This window comes from Pseudomonas sp. BP6 (assembly GCF_017875935.1).
GTDB classification, from domain to species: Bacteria; Pseudomonadota; Gammaproteobacteria; order Pseudomonadales; family Pseudomonadaceae; genus Aquipseudomonas; species Aquipseudomonas putida_Y.
Genome location: NZ_JAGINI010000001.1, coordinates 693,800 through 709,285, shown reverse-complemented (window position 1 = coordinate 709,285; position 15,486 = coordinate 693,800). Strand labels below are relative to the sequence as shown.

General features: G+C 61.5%; 13 protein-coding genes. 2 read left to right on the top strand and 11 right to left on the bottom strand.

Annotation, left to right across the window (positions count from 1 at the left end; translation table 11 throughout):
* Positions 1–97: 97 nt before the first annotated feature.
* From lpxD to rpsB, 11 genes are all read right to left on the bottom strand, one after another.
* The gene (lpxD, locus tag J3A98_RS03195; RefSeq protein ID WP_209963981.1) at positions 98–1,153 is read right to left on the bottom strand and encodes a UDP-3-O-(3-hydroxymyristoyl)glucosamine N-acyltransferase; all 1,056 of its coding nucleotides are present in this window, start codon (positions 1,151–1,153) and stop codon (positions 98–100) included.
* 1 nt (position 1,154) lies between these two features.
* Positions 1,155–1,658, bottom strand: a complete 504-nt coding sequence (locus J3A98_RS03190) for an OmpH family outer membrane protein (protein WP_209963978.1) — start codon at positions 1,656–1,658, stop codon at positions 1,155–1,157.
* A 44-nt stretch (positions 1,659–1,702) separates the two neighbouring features.
* Complete coding sequence (gene bamA / locus J3A98_RS03185; protein ID WP_209963976.1) at positions 1,703–4,063, bottom strand: outer membrane protein assembly factor BamA; 2,361 nt, start codon at positions 4,061–4,063, stop codon at positions 1,703–1,705.
* A gap of 73 nt (positions 4,064–4,136) precedes the next feature.
* Positions 4,137–5,489, bottom strand: a complete 1,353-nt coding sequence (gene rseP / locus J3A98_RS03180; RefSeq protein ID WP_176682759.1) for an RIP metalloprotease RseP — start codon at positions 5,487–5,489, stop codon at positions 4,137–4,139.
* Positions 5,490–5,558: 69 nt separating this feature from the next.
* Positions 5,559–6,749 carry a 1-deoxy-D-xylulose-5-phosphate reductoisomerase gene (ispC, locus tag J3A98_RS03175; RefSeq protein WP_209963973.1) on the bottom strand — a complete coding sequence of 397 codons (1,191 nt, stop codon included), beginning with the start codon at positions 6,747–6,749 and terminating at the stop codon, positions 5,559–5,561.
* Positions 6,746–7,561: a phosphatidate cytidylyltransferase gene (locus J3A98_RS03170; protein ID WP_209963970.1), complete on the bottom strand. Its 816-nt coding sequence runs from the start codon at positions 7,559–7,561 to the stop codon at positions 6,746–6,748. The genes ispC and J3A98_RS03170 overlap by 4 nt, the downstream gene beginning before the upstream one ends.
* Entirely contained in the window at positions 7,561–8,316 is a 756-nt protein-coding gene (gene uppS, locus J3A98_RS03165; RefSeq protein ID WP_003252299.1) for a polyprenyl diphosphate synthase, read from the bottom strand. The genes J3A98_RS03170 and uppS overlap by 1 nt, the downstream gene beginning before the upstream one ends.
* 15 nt (positions 8,317–8,331) lie before the next feature.
* Positions 8,332–8,889, bottom strand: a complete 558-nt coding sequence (frr, locus tag J3A98_RS03160; protein WP_003252296.1) for a ribosome recycling factor — start codon at positions 8,887–8,889, stop codon at positions 8,332–8,334.
* The gene (gene pyrH, locus J3A98_RS03155) at positions 8,886–9,629 is read right to left on the bottom strand and encodes a UMP kinase (RefSeq protein WP_003252294.1); all 744 of its coding nucleotides are present in this window, start codon (positions 9,627–9,629) and stop codon (positions 8,886–8,888) included. Before pyrH ends, frr begins: the two co-directional genes overlap by 4 nt.
* 181 nt (positions 9,630–9,810) lie before the next feature.
* Entirely contained in the window at positions 9,811–10,674 is an 864-nt protein-coding gene (gene tsf, locus J3A98_RS03150; RefSeq protein WP_003252290.1) for a translation elongation factor Ts, read from the bottom strand.
* 185 nt (positions 10,675–10,859) lie between these two features.
* Positions 10,860–11,597 (bottom strand): 30S ribosomal protein S2, encoded by a 738-nt coding sequence (gene rpsB, locus J3A98_RS03145; RefSeq protein WP_003252287.1) that lies wholly within the window; start codon positions 11,595–11,597, stop codon positions 10,860–10,862.
* Positions 11,598–11,943: 346 nt separating this feature from the next.
* On the opposite strand from rpsB, the gene map reads away from it, so the two are divergent.
* Together map and J3A98_RS03135 are read left to right on the top strand one after the other, a co-directional pair.
* The gene (gene map, locus J3A98_RS03140; protein WP_003252286.1) at positions 11,944–12,726 is read left to right on the top strand and encodes a type I methionyl aminopeptidase; all 783 of its coding nucleotides are present in this window, start codon (positions 11,944–11,946) and stop codon (positions 12,724–12,726) included.
* A 41-nt stretch (positions 12,727–12,767) separates the two neighbouring features.
* Positions 12,768–15,470 (top strand): [protein-PII] uridylyltransferase, encoded by a 2,703-nt coding sequence (locus J3A98_RS03135; protein ID WP_209963967.1) that lies wholly within the window; start codon positions 12,768–12,770, stop codon positions 15,468–15,470.
* The last annotated feature ends 16 nt before the right edge of the window (positions 15,471–15,486 follow it).

Here is a 15,486-nt window from a genome sequence, read left to right as displayed (position 1 = left end):
TAATAAGAATAGGGAGCGCAGGTGCTGACCACACGCTCCTTTTGCAATCCAAAGAGGAGCCAGCTAGCGACTGTTCACTCTTGCTCAGGGAATGGTATCAGCCTTCTGATGTCGGCAGGCCACCTGAGGTCACGGTATCGACGCGTTTTTCCAGCTGCTGGAGACGCTTGGCCATGTCGTCCAGGTGGCGGATACGCGCGGCGCTCTTGCGCCAGTCAGCCAGCGGCTGCATGGCAGTGCCGGAAGAATAGGCACCCGGTTCGGTGATCGAACGGGTTACCATGGTCATCCCGGACACGAAAACGTTATCACAGACATCGATATGGCCGACCATGCCGACACCGCCGGCAATGGTGCAGTGCTTGCCAATGCGCGTGCTACCGGAAATCCCGACGCAAGCGGCCATGGCCGTGTGCTCGCCGATCTGCACGTTATGGGCGATCTGGATCTGGTTGTCGAGCTTGACCCCGTCAGCGATCCGCGTGTCAGACAAAGCACCGCGGTCGACAGCAGTGTTGACGCCGATTTCCACGTCATCACCGATGGTCACGCCACCGATCTGGGCGATCTTGCGCCACACACCCTTCTCGTTGGCAAAGCCGAAACCTTCACCGCCAATCACCGCCCCCGACTGAATGACCACGCGCTTGCCGATGGTCACGTCATGGTACAGGGTGACCCGCGGTGCCAGCCAACCACCCTCGCCGATCACGCAACGCGCGCCGACCACGCAGTGTGCACCCACAGTGACATTGGCCGCGATACGCGCACCGCTTTCGATGACCGCGAACGGCCCGATGCTGGCACTGGCATCCACCTGCGCGTCCTCAGCCACCACGGCGCTGGGATGAACACCCGCCACAGCCTTGGGTTTGGGGTCGAACAGGTGGGAAATGCGTGCGTAGGCCAGGTACGGATCGGCGACGATCAGTGCATTGCCGGCAAAGCCGTCGGCATCCGCCGCCTTGAGCAGCACTGCGGCCGCCTGGCTGTCGTCCAGGAATTTGCGGTACTGCGGGTTGGCGAGGAAGCTCAACTGACCGGGGCCAGCCTCCTGCAAGGTGGCCAGCCCGGTAATCTGCAGCGTCTCGGGCCCTTTGAGGGTGGCTCCGAGTGCCTCGGCCAGCTGGCCTAACGTCATGGTCACACTCATATCAACGGGCTTGGTTCATGCGCTCGATGACTTGGCGGGTGATGTCATACTGAGGTTTGACATCGATGACCGCACCACGCTCGAGGACCAGGTCGTAGCCGCCCTTCTTGATCACTGCCTCGACAGCACCATCCAGCTTCGGCTTCAGTTGCTTGAGCATGTCGCGATCAGCAACGGCCTTCGCTTCGTTCAATTCCTTGGACTGGAACTGGAAGTCCCGGGCCTTTTGCTTGAACTCGAGCTCCAAGCGCTCACGCTCCTGCTGCTGCATCTTGTCGCCGCCCTTGATCAGGCGGTCCTGGATGCCCTTGGCACTGCTTTCCAGGTTTTTCAGCTTGGTCAGTTGCGGACCGAATTTCTTCTCGGCATCAACCGCATACTTCTTGGCGGCATCCGACTCGAGCAGGGCCATCTGGTAGTTCAGGACGGCAACCTTCATTTCGGCGAAAGCCGGGGTGGCGACCAGCGCCGCGGCCACTACGGCCAATTGAGCCAATTTACGCACGATGCACTCCTGGATAAACCGTTGTCATTAAGCAAGGGCCGACCTTAGAAGGTCTGGCCCAGAGAGAATTGGAACACCTGGGTATCGGCATCGTCCGGCTTCTTGACCGGCATTGCCAGGCTGAAGCTCAGCGGGCCCAGTGCGGTAATCCAGGTCACGCCCAAGCCGACCGAACTGGCCATGCCCGAGAACCCGACCTTCTCGCAATCAGGTTTGTTGCCGCAATTGGTGTCGAACACGTTACCCACGTCCCAGAACACGGAGGTGCGCAGTGAACGCTGGTCCTTGACGAACGGCAGCGGGAACAGCAGCTCGGCACCGCCTTGCACCAGCACGTTACCACCAAACGGCAACGGATCCTGATCCGGGTCGGCGATGGTGCCTGGCTTGCCACCCGCGGCCTCACCGATGCTCGGGGTACTGCGCGGGCCCAGACTGCTGTCCTTGAAGCCACGGACAGAGTTGAAACCACCCGCGAAGTAGTTCTCGTAGAACGGCAGGCCGGAGGTGCTGCCGTAACCATCGCCATAGCCCAGCTCGGTATGCAGGCGCAGGGTGTAGTCGCTGGTGATCGGCTTGAACAGCTGGCCACGGTAGTCAAGTTTGAAGAACGACAGGTCGCTGCCCGGAACAGTGGACTCCAGGGTCAGGCTTTGCGAGTGGCCACGGGTGGCCAACACGCCTTTGTTCAGGGTCGACTCGGACCAGCCGATCGAGGCCTTGAAGTTCAGGAAGTTGTCACCTTCCTGCTCGAGGAAGTCGAAGATCTCGTCAACGGTGTACTTGCCGGTCTTGATCTTGTCCTGCTGCACGCTCAGGCCGTAGGTCAGGCGCGAGGTCTCGCTGATCGGATAGCCCAGGCTGACGCCCGCACCGTAGCTGTCCACCGCATAGCTGGCAACGTCGACGTCGAGGTCGTCGTAATCGGTGCTGCGGTAGAAGGCGTTATAGCCCAGGCTGACGCCATCGGCAGTGAAGTAGGGATCAACGAAGCCGAAGTTGTAGCGGGTCTGGTATTCCGAGCGGGTCAGGCCGACGGACACTTTGTTACCGGTACCGAGGAAGTTGCTCTGGCTGATCGATCCACCGAGGATCAGGCCGGCGCTCTGGGCGAAACCGACGCTGGCGGTGATCGAACCGGAGGCCTGCTCTTCAACGCTGTAGTTCACGTCCACCTGGTCGTCGGTGCCAGGCACCTGAGGGGTCTCGACGTTGACTTCCTTGAAGTAACCCAGCCGCTCCAGACGGGTCTTGGACTGGTCGATCAGGTAGGTCGAAGCCCAGCCACCTTCCATCTGGCGCATTTCGCGGCGCAGCACTTCGTCTTCGGTCTTGGTGTTGCCGCGGTAGTTGATGCGGTTGACGTAGGCACGCTTGCCCGGGTCGACCACGAACATGATGTCGACCGTGTGGTCCTGGTCGTTCGGCTGTGGCACACCGTTGACGTTGGCAAAGGTGTAGCCTTCGTTACCCAAGCGACGGGTGATCAGCTCGGATGTGCTGGTCATCACCTTGCGCGAGAATACCTGGCCCGGCTGCACCAGCAGCAGCGACTTGACCTGGTCTTCCGGCACCTTGAGGTCGCCGGACAGCTTCACGTCGCGAACGGTGTATTTCTCGCCTTCGTTGATGTTGACGGTGATGTAGACGTGCTTCTTGTCCGGCGTGATGGACACCTGGGTGGAGGCGATGTCCATGTTGATGTAGCCGCGGTCCAGGTAATAGGAACGCAGACGCTCCAGGTCACCGGAGAGTTTTTCACGGGCGTACTTGTCGTCGTTCTTGAAGAACGACAGCCAGTTGGTGGTCTTCAGCTCGAACAGCTGCCCCAGGGTCTCATCATCGAATACGTTGTTGCCAACGACGTTGATGTGCTGGATGGCGGCGACGGTGCCTTCGTTGATCTTGATCTTCAGCGCCACGCGGTTGCGCGGCTGCGGCACCACTTCGGCGTCTACCTCGGCCGAGTAGCGCCCCTGGGCCACGTACTGGCGCTGCAGCTCGTTACGCACGCCTTCGAGGGTGGCACGCTGGAAGATCTCGCCTTCGGCCAGGCCCGATTGCTTCAGGCCCTTCATCAGGTCTTCGGTGCTGATCGCCTTGTTGCCTTCAATCTCGATGCTCGACACCGACGGGCGCTCGACCACGTTGATGATCAGCACATTGCCATCACGGCTCAACCTGATGTCCTGGAAGAACCCGGTCTTGAACAAGGAACGAGTCGAGTCCACCAGGCGGCGGTCGTCGGCCTGGTCACCAACGTTCAGCGGCAAGGCACCGAACACACTGCCGGCGGAAACCCGCTGCAGGCCGTTGACGCGAATATCGGAGATGGTGAAGGACTCGGCGTGAACTTCAGCGATCATCAGTGCGGACATGACCGCAGTTAGCAGCAGACGTTTCATGAAGTCCTTTTATTCCAACTGGCAATAAACAACCTGCCGTCACAAAACGGCAGGTTCGCAATTGAGCGAAGCTTTATAGTCGACCCAGATCGTTGATCAGGGCGAGCAACATCACCCCTATGACCAAACTGATACCGATCTGAACCCCCCAACCTTGCACCCGATCCGACAGCGGACGACCGCGCGCCCACTCGACCAGGTAAAACAGCAAATGCCCCCCATCCAGTACGGGTATGGGCAGCAGGTTAAGAACCCCCAGGCTTATGCTCAGGTAGGCCAGGAAATTCAGGAAATCCCCCACGCCGGACTGGGCTGAAGCGCCCGCCACTTTAGCAATGGTTATCGGTCCACTCAAGTTTTTTACCGAGAGCTCCCCGAACAGCATTTTCTTCAGCGATTCAAGGGTCAGGACGCTCATGCTCCAGGTACGCGACAAGCTCTCACCCACCGCATCCAGCGGGCCGTAGCTGACTTCGCGGAGCATGTTGGCAGGCCATTCGCCACCTTTGACGCCAGCACCAAGATAGCCACCGACTGCCTTGCCCTCACCCTTGCGGGCCAGGGTCACCGGCAGCTCCAGGGCAGCTCCATCGCGCTCCACTCGCACCACTACCTTGGCATCAGGGCGGGCGCGCACGCGGTCGACAACCTGCTGCCATTCGGTCACCGCCACATCATCCAGAGCCAGCAGCTTGTCACCGGTTTTCAGGCCAGCAGCGGCAGCCGGCCCCTTCGGATCGATCTCGGCCAGCACCGGGGTGATCGCCGGGCGCCAGGGGCGCAGCCCCAGGGATTGAATCGGGTCCGGCTCGTCGGCGCCCTTGAGCCAGCTGTCCAGCTTGACCTGCAACTGGCGCTCGGCGCTGGCACCCTCATCGCGCACGCCAATCTGCAAGGTACCGCTCTCACCCAGACGACGAACCAACTGCAGGTTGACCGCCGACCAACCGTTGGTCGGCTTACCGTCGACAGAGACGATTTCCTGACCCGCGGTCAGCCCGGCCGATGCTGCCAGGCTGCCACTGTCGACCGCACCGATAACCGGGCGGATTTGCTGGGTACCCAGCATCGCCAGTACCCAGAAAAACAGGATAGCGAGCAGAAAATTGGCGATCGGGCCTGCCGCGACAATCGCAATACGCTGGCGCACCGACTTGCGGTTGAACGACTGCCCGGCCAGCGCTGGCGGCACATCGCCTTCGCGCTCGTCGAGCATCTTGACGTAGCCACCCAGAGGAATGGCCGCAACAACGAACTCGGTGCCGTGGCGGTCATGCCACCGCAGCAGCGGCGTGCCGAAACCCACCGAAAAACGCAGCACCTTGACGCCGCAGCGGCGCGCCACCCAGAAGTGACCGAATTCGTGGAAAGTGACCAGCACACCCAGAGCCACGAGGGTGCCGATAATCATGTAGAGCGCTGTCATGTCCATCTCCGAATGATGTTCAGCGGGCTGGCATCCCCCAGCCCCCTCACGAACCTTGGCGGGCCTGCATCAGCGGCCGTGACGCCTCAGCCACTCTCGGGAAAGCTCCCGGGCACGCTGATCGGCGGCAAATACCGCATCCAGCGACGGCAGCGGTACGACGGGTTCCTGGTCGAGTACCTGTTCGATCATACCCGCGATCTCCGGGAAGCGGATGCGCCGTTCAAGAAATGCCTGGACCGCCACTTCGTTGGCTGCATTGAGCACCGCTGGCGCACTGTTGCCAGCCTCGGCAGCCTGCCGCGCAAGGCGCAGGCAAGGGAAGCGTTGTTCGTCGGGCGCCTGGAAATCCAGACGGGCGATGGCGAACAGGTCCAGGGGGGCGACCCCGGAATCGATCCGTTCCGGCCAAGCCAACGCGTTGGCGATCGGCGTACGCATGTCCGGGTTGCCCAACTGCGCGAGCACCGAACCGTCCACGTAGTCGACCAGCGAGTGGATCACGCTTTGCGGGTGCACCACCACCTCAACCTTGGACGGCGCGGCATCGAACAACCAGCAGGCCTCGATCAACTCGAGGCCTTTGTTCATCATGCTGGCCGAATCCACGGAGATCTTGCGCCCCATGGACCAGTTAGGGTGCGCACAGGCTTGCTCCGGGGTCACGTCCAGCAGCGCCTCGACCGGCGTCTGGCGGAATGGCCCGCCGGAAGCGGTAAGCAGGATCCGACGCACACCGACGGCGCTCAGGCCACGGGCGTAGTCGCCTGGCATGCACTGGAAGATAGCGTTGTGTTCGCTGTCGATCGGCAGCAGCACGGCACCCTTTTGCCGCACCGCCTCCATGAACAGCGCGCCCGACATTACCAGTGCTTCCTTGTTGGCCAGCAACACCTTCTTGCCTGCCTCGACGGCCGCCAGCGTGGGGCGCAAGCCGGCAGCACCGACAATGGCTGCCATCACCGCATCCACTTCAGCGGCCGACGCCACCTGGCAAAGCCCTGCCTCGCCCTCCAGCACCTCGGTGGTACAACCAACTGCAGCCAGACTTGCACGCAACCTCACCGCCGCCTCGGTGCTCGGCACCACAGCGAATGCCGGACGATGACGCACACATAGCGCCAACAGTTCGTCGACGCGCGAATAGCCGGTGAGGGCAAACGCTTGATAACGGTCGGGATGGCGCGCAATCACATCCAGCGTGCTCAGGCCGATGGAGCCGGTCGCCCCGAGCACGGTAATACGTTGCGGGCGACTCACATCACACCCCATTCGGCAGCCCACAACAGCACCGCGAAGATCGGAATTGCCGCTGTCAGGCTGTCGATGCGGTCGAGCACACCACCGTGCCCAGGTAGCAGATTGCTGCTGTCCTTGATGCCGGAGCGACGCTTGAACATGCTCTCGGTCAGGTCACCGACCACCGAGGACATCACCAGCAACGCAGCGCCCAGCAGGCCCAGCAGGATCTGACCAAAGCCCCAGTCGCGACTGATGCCGACACCCAGGGTGATCAACAGGCTGACTGCCAGCCCACCATACACACCTTCCCAGCTCTTGCCCGGGCTGACCTGCGGGGCCAGCTTGCGCTTGCCGAACGCCCGACCTGAGAAGTACGCACCGATGTCGGCAGCCCACACCAGCACCATGACGGACAGGATCAGCCAGTTCCCCAGGGGCCAGTGCTTGAGCAGCACCAGCCCCTGCCAGGCCGGCAACAACACCAGCAGGCCGACCAACAGCCGACAGGCAGCACTGGCCCACAGGTCGCTGCTGCGCGGGTAGGTAAGCACCAGCCAAGTGGCCAGCCCCCACCAGATCACCGCAGCGCCCAGCACCCAGGGCGCCAGCTCCGGAAGGATGTGCAGCAGCATCAGTGCCCCAGCGACCACCGCCGCATAGGCAAGGCGCAGCGGCTGGGCCATCAGCCCGGCAAGGCGCGCCCACTCCCAGGCACCGAGGGTCACTACGAAGCCGATGAACAGGGCGAAGTCCCCGCCATTGAGCAGGAAGAAACCGCCCAGCGCGACCGGCAACAGGATCAGCGCAGTAATGATGCGTTGTTTAAGCATTAAGCACGAGCTCCAGCCTCGACCTGCTCGCTGGTCTTACCGAAGCGGCGCTGGCGCGAAGCGAAATCGGCCAGGGCATTGCGCATGGCCTCGTGTTTGAAGTCCGGCCAGTAGAGGTCGGAGAAGTACAACTCGGCATAGGCCAGTTGCCACAGCAGGAAATTGCTGATGCGATGCTCGCCACCGGTGCGAATGCAAAGATCCGGCAACGGCAGCTCGCCGGTTGCCAGACAGGTCTGCAGCAGACCCGGGGTGATGTCTTCCGGGCGCAGGTGCCCGGCCTGCACTTCCCGCGCCAACCGCTGGGCAGCCTGGGCAATGTCCCACTGGCCACCGTAGTTGGCTGCTATCTGCAGAATGAAGCGGTTGTTGCCAGCGGTCACTGCCTCGGCCTCGCGCATGGCGGCCTGCAGCTCAGGATGAAAACGCGAACGGTCGCCGATGATGCGCAGGCTGATATTGTTCTCGTCAAGGCGCTTGGCCTCACGGCGCAGCGCCGAGAAGAACAGCTCCATCAGCGCCCCGACCTCTTCGGCAGGGCGCTGCCAGTTCTCGCTGGAGAAGGCGAACAGGGTCAGCACCTCGACCCCGGACTTGGCACAGACTTCGATGACCGCGCGAACGGCATCCACACCCGCCTTGTGCCCGGCCACGCCGGGCAGCAGGCGTTTTTTCGCCCAGCGGTTGTTGCCATCCATGATGATCGCGACATGACGCGGCACCGAGGACGGCGCCGCTGGCTTGGTCTTTTCCATTAAAAAACCCCGGCCTTAAACGGCCATCAGGTCCTTTTCCTTGGCTTTGAAGGCAGCATCCACTTCGGCGACGAACTTGTCGGTCAGCTTCTGGATCTCGTCAGCGGCGCGACGTTCTTCGTCTTCGCTGATTTCCTTGTCCTTGGTCAGTTTTTTCAGGTCAGCCAGGGCGTCGCGGCGCACGTTGCGCACGGCTACCTTGGCATCCTCGGCAACACCGCTGGCCTGCTTGGTGTAGCCCTTGCGGGTTTCCTCGGTCAGGGCCGGCATCGGTACTCGGATGGTGGTACCGGCGCTGGACGGGTTAAGGCCCAGATCGGAGGTAAGGATGGCCTTTTCGATGGCAGCGCTGAGGTTCTTGTCGTGAGCGACGATCTTCAGGGTGCGCGCATCTTCGACGGTGATCGCGGCGACCTGGTTCAGCGGCATTTCGCTACCCCAGGCGGTAACCTTGACGCTGTCCAGGATGCTTGGGTGAGCGCGACCGGTGCGGATTGCAGCCAGGTTGCGGGACAGGGCTTCGATGGACTTGCCCATGCGCTCCTGCGCGTCTTTCTTGATGTCGTTGATCATGCTTGGCCTTCCTCGATCAGTGTGCCTTCAGCGCCACCCACCACGATGTTCAGCAGGGCGCCAGGCTTGTTCATGTTGAATACCCGCAATGGCATCTTGTGGTCACGGCACAGGCAGATTGCGGTCAGGTCCATCACACCCAGCTTGCGATCCAGAACCTCATCGTAGGTCAGGTGATCGAATTTCTCGGCATGCGGGTCCTTGAATGGATCGGCAGTGTACACGCCATCGACCTTGGTCGCCTTCAGCACCACGTCGGCATCGATTTCGATGGCGCGCAGGCAGGCCGCGGAGTCGGTGGTGAAGAACGGGTTGCCGGTACCGGCGGAGAAAATTACCACATCCCCGGAGTTGAGGTGACGAATAGCTTTGCGGCGATCGTAATGATCGGTGACACCCACCATGGAAATGGCCGACATGACCAGCGCCGGGATGTTCGAGCGCTCCAGCGCATCGCGCATGGCCAGGCCGTTCATCACGGTAGCAAGCATGCCCATGTGGTCACCCGTGACGCGGTCCATGCCGGCTGCGCTGAGCGCGGCGCCGCGGAACAGGTTGCCGCCACCGATGACCAGGCCGACCTGGACACCGATCCCTACCAGCTGGCCAACTTCAAGCGCCATGCGATCCAGCACTTTCGGGTCGATCCCGAAGTCTTCCGACCCCATCAGGGCCTCGCCGCTAAGTTTGAGCAAAATGCGTTTATAGCGAGGTTGGCGACCACTCACCTGCTGAGCCATTGCGAGTCTCTCCTGCGGCGTACTTTTAGAAAATTCGTGCGGGCTGTTTGCAGCCTGCTAACTGTAGCGTGGCACCGCTTCGGTGCCAGCGAAGAGGGAGTCGTATAAACCCCTCCCCGTTTTGACAAAGAGGCTGCGCGCGTGAGCGGGCAGCCTCTTTGGGGCGACAGACGGGGCTGTCTTACTGCTTGGCAGCAGCTACCTGAGCGGCAACTTCAGCAGCGAAGTCGTCGACTGGCTTCTCGATGCCTTCGCCTACCTTGAAGTAGGTGAAGGAAACGATTTCAGCACCGGCTTTCTTGGCCAGCTCGCCAACCTTGACTTCCGGGTTCATGACGAAAGCTTGCTCTTTCAGCGAGGCTTCTGCCTTGAACTTGGTGATACGACCGTTGATCATGTTCTCAACGATGTTTTCCGGCTTGCCGGCGATCTTGTCGGCGTTCAGCTGCAGGAAGACATTCTTCTCGCGCTCGATGGCCTCGGCGGAGATTTCCGACGAATCCAGGAACTCAGGGTTCGAAGCTGCGACGTGCATGGCGATGTTCTTCGCCAGCTCCACGTCACCGCCTTTCAGAACGACGACAGCGCCGATCTTGTTGCCGTGCAGGTAGGCACCGACAACGTCACCCTCAACGCGCACCAGGCGACGGATGTTGACGTTCTCGCCGCACTTGGCAACCAGGGCTTCACGAGCAGCTTCACGCGAGGCGATCAGCGGAGCGGCGTCGGTCAGCTTCTGGGCGAAGGCTTCTTCGAGGCTTTCGGCCACGAAGTTCTTGAAGTCGTCTTGCAGGGCCAGGAAGTCGGTCTGCGAGTTCACTTCCAGCAGGACGGCGGATGTACCGTCGGTCTTGACGGCGATAGCGCCTTCAGCAGCGACGTTGCCAGCCTTTTTGGCGGCCTTGATGGCGCCCGAGGCACGCATGTCGTCAATGGCTTTCTCGATGTCGCCGCCGGCCTTTTCCAGGGCCTTTTTGCAATCCATCATGCCTTCGCCGGTACGCTCGCGCAGTTCTTTTACCAGCGCTGCAGTAATTGCTGCCATTTCAAAATCCTCTTGGAAAGTTTTTCAACCATTCCACCCGTCAATCACGGGCGTTCAATTCTGCAAATCCGCTGCTTTCATTTCAGCAGGCCCATGATGCGGGGCCGATGCTGACAGCAGGATTTCAAGGTGGCAAAAAGGGGGCAAAGCCCCCTTTTTGCGTGCCAAGTAGACGCTAGCGCCTATTACTCAGCAGCAGGTGCAGCCGCTTCTTCAGCGTAAACTTCGGTGCCGCCGGCAACGTTGTTGCGGCCGCGGATGACTGCGTCAGCCATCGAAGTCATGTACAGCTCGATAGCGCGAATGGCGTCATCGTTACCTGGGATGATGTAGTCAACACCTTCCGGGCTGCTGTTGGTATCGACAACGCCGATAACCGGGATACCCAGCTTGTTGGCTTCGGTGATCGCGATGCGCTCGTGATCAACGTCGATAACGAACAGAGCGTCTGGCAGACCGCCCATGTCCTTGATGCCACCCAGGCTGCGATCCAGTTTTTCCAGGTCGCGGGAGCGCATCAGGGCTTCTTTCTTGGTCAGCTTGGCGAAAGTGCCGTCTTCGGCCTGGGTTTCCAGGTCGCGCAGACGCTTGATCGAAGCGCGGATGGTCTTGTAGTTGGTCAGCATGCCGCCCAACCAACGGTGGTCAACGTACGGCGAACCGCAACGAGCTGCTTGCTCGGCAACGATCTTGCCGGCGGAACGCTTGGTGCCGACGAACAGGATCTTGTTCTTGCCCTGGGCCAGGCGCTCTACGAACGACAGAGCGTCGTTGAACATTGGCAGGGTTTTTTCCAGGTTGACGATGTGGATCTTGTTACGCGCGCCGAAAATGTACTTGCCCATTTTCGGGTTCCAGTAACGGGTCTGGTGGCCGAAGTGCACACCGGCCTTCAGCATATCGCGCATATTGACTTGGGACATGATAGTTCCTTGATAAGTCGGGTTGGGCCTCCACGTATCCCAATGACCAACCCGCGAATTCTGCAACTCGGGGCACCCAGGTCATCGTGTCGACACGTGTGTGGGTTAAGTGCTGACGGGGTCGTCCCCGAAAGCGGCGCATTTTATACCACAGACCGCGAGCGAACGGAACCCGGATACTGTTGCGTCTGTCAGCACTTTTTGCAGCACCCCGGCTTTCGCGCCAGAATGCCAGCTGTAGACAACAGCATGGCCGCCTTTATCCCGACCGATCGGCGCCCTGCTCTGCTAGAATCCGGCCTTTCCCGTTTGTTCGCGCCGTGCACGGCGCCGTAGAGAGCCTGTAATGACCGTCACCATCAAGACCGCAGAAGACATCGAGAAGATGCGCATCGCTGGCCGCCTGGCCGCCGAAGTGCTGGAAATGATCGAAGAGCACGTCAAGCCCGGTGTCACCACCGAAGAGCTCGACCGCCTGTGCCACGACTATATCGTCAACGTCCAGCAGGCCATTCCGGCACCGCTCAACTACAAGGGCTACCCGAAGTCGATCTGCACCTCGATCAACCATGTGGTCTGCCACGGCATCCCCAACGACAAGCCGCTCAAGGACGGTGACACGCTCAATATCGATGTCACCGTGATCAAGGACGGCTACCACGGCGACACCAGCCGCATGTTCCACGTCGGTAACGTGCCGGTCTGGGCCGAGCGCCTGTCCAAGGTCACCCAGGAATGCATGTACAAGGCCATCGAACTGGTCAAGCCGGGCTGCCGCCTGGGCGACATCGGTGAAGTGATCCAGAAGCACGCGGAAAAGAACGGTTTCTCGGTGGTACGCGAGTTCTGCGGTCATGGCATCGGCAAGGTGTTCCACGAAGAGCCGCAGATCCTCCACTACGGCCGCGCTGGCACGGGCATGGAACTGAAGGAAGGCATGACCTTCACCATCGAGCCGATGATCAACCAGGGCAAGGCCGACACCAAGGTGCTGGGCGACGGCTGGACCGCCATCACCAAGGACCGCAAGCTCTCGGCCCAGTGGGAACACACCCTGGTGGTGACCGCGACCGGCTACGAGATCTTCACCCTGCGCAAGGACGACACCATCCCGCGCACTTCGGCCTGACCGCACCCCGACAGGCCACCCCACGACAGGAACGTGACGCGATGCCCCAGGTGGACCCCGAGCTGTTCGACCGTGGCCAGTTCCAGGCGGAACTGGCCCTCAAGGCGAGCCCCATCGCCGCCTTCAAGAAAGCCATCCGCCTGGCCGGCGAGGTGCTCGACAAACGTTTTAGCGCCGGCAGCGACATCCGCCCGCTGATCGAGGCCCGCGCCTGGCTCGTCGACAATATCCTGCAACAGGCGTGGAACCAGTTCGACTGGGGCGACCAGAGCGGCATTGCCCTGGTTGCGGTGGGCGGCTACGGGCGCGGTGAACTGCACCCGCACTCGGACATCGACCTGCTGATTCTGCTGGGCGCGGCCGAGCACGAACAGTACCGCGACGCCATTGAGCGCTTTCTGACCTTGCTGTGGGACATTGGCCTGGAAGTCGGCCAGAGCGTGCGCACCGTCGACGAGTGCGCCGAACAGGCCCGCGCCGACCTGACGGTAATCACCAACCTGATGGAAAGCCGCACCATCGCCGGCCCCGAGGCCTTGCGCCAGCGCATGCTGGAAGTCACCAGCACCGCGCAAATGTGGCCGAGCAAGGAATTCTTCCTGGCCAAGCGCGCCGAACTCAAGGCCCGCCACCACAAGTACAACGACACGGAGTACAACCTCGAACCCAACGTCAAGGGTTCGCCAGGCGGCCTGCGTGACATCCAGACGGTCCTTTGGGTGGCCCGCCGCCAGTACGGGACGCTCAACCTGCATGCACTGGCCGGCGAAGGCTTCTTGCTGGAAAGCGAGAATGAACTGCTGGCTTCGTCCCAGGACTTCCTCTGGAAAGTCCGTTATGCCCTGCACATGCTGGCCGGACGCGCCGAAGACCGCCTGCTGTTCGACCACCAGCGCAGCATCGCCACGCTGCTGGGCTACAGCGATGAAAACCCCAAGCGGGCGATCGAACAGTTCATGCAGCAGTACTACCGGGTGGTGATGAGCATCAGCCAGCTGTGCGACCTGATCATCCAGCACTTCGAAGAAGTTATCCTCGCCGACGAGGAGAGTGGCAGCACCCAGCCGCTGAACGCGCGGTTCCGCCTGCATGACGGCTATATAGAGGCCGCCAACCCGAACGTGTTCAAGCGCACGCCGTTCGCCATGCTGGAAATTTTCGTACTGATGGCCCAACACCCCGAGATCAAGGGGGTGCGTGCCGATACCGTGCGCTTGCTGCGCGAACACCGCCACCTGATCGATGACACGTTCCGCACTGATATCCGCAATACCAGCCTGTTCATCGAGCTGTTCAAGTGCGAAATCGGCATCCACCGCAACCTGCGCCGGATGAACCGCTACGGCATTCTTGGCCGCTACCTGCCAGAGTTCGGCCTGATCGTCGGGCAGATGCAGCATGACCTGTTCCACATCTATACGGTCGACGCGCACACCCTCAACCTCATCAAGCACCTGCGCAAGCTGCAATACACGCCGGTGTCCGAGAAATTCCCGCTGGCCAGCAAGCTCATGGGGCGCCTGCCCAAACCCGAGTTGATCTACCTGGCCGGCCTGTACCACGACATCGGCAAGGGTCGCCAGGGCGACCACTCGGAAATCGGTGCGGTGGACGCGCAGAAGTTCTGCGAACGGCACCAGTTGCCGGCCTGGGACAGCCGCCTGATCGTCTGGCTGGTGCAGAACCACCTGGTGATGTCGACTACCGCCCAGCGCAAGGACTTGTCCGACCCACAGGTGATCAACGACTTTGCCCTGCACGTGGGCGACGAGACGCGCCTTGACTACCTGTACGTGCTGACCGTGGCCGACATCAACGCCACCAACCCGAGCCTGTGGAACTCGTGGCGGGCCAGCCTGCTGCGCCAGCTGTATACCGAGACCAAGCGCGCCCTGCGCCGCGGCCTGGAAAACCCGCTGGACCGCGAAGAGCAGATTCGCCAGACCCAGTCGTCAGCGCTGGATATCCTGGTGCGCGAGGGCACCGACCCGGACGACGTCGAGCAGCTATGGGCGCAACTGGGCGATGACTATTTCCTCAAGCACACAGCCGCCGACGTGGCCTGGCACACGGATGCGATCCTGCAGCAACCGGCCGACGGCGGGCCGCTGGTGCTGATCAAGGAAACCACCCAGCGCGAGTTCGAAGGCGGCACGCAGATCTTCATCTATGCCCCCGACCAGCACGATTTCTTCGCCGTGACGGTGGCGGCCATGTCACAGTTGAACCTGAACATCCACGACGCACGGATCATCACGTCGAGCAGCCAGTTCACCCTCGACACCTACATTGTGCTGGACAACGACGGTGGTTCGATCGGCGACAACCCGCAGAGGGTCAAGCAGATTCGCGACGGCCTGACCGATGCGCTGCGCAACCCCGAGGACTACCCGACCATCATCCAGCGCCGGGTGCCGCGGCAGCTCAAGCACTTCGACTTCCCGCCGCAAGTGACCATCCTCAACGATGCCCAGCGGCCGGTGACCATCCTCGAAATCACCGCGCCAGACCGCCCGGGCCTGCTGGCCCGACTGGGGCGGATCTTCCTGGAGTTCGACCTGTCGCTGCAAAACGCCAAGATCGCCACCCTCGGCGAGCGGGTTGAAGACGTGTTCTTCATTACCGATGCCGACAACCAGCCGCTGTCAGACCCGCAACTGTGCAGCCGCCTGCAGGAAGCCATCGTGCAGCAACTGCAGGCCGGCCAAGGTAGCGACACCAGCCAGACCCGCGTGACCATTTAACGATTAGACGATTGAC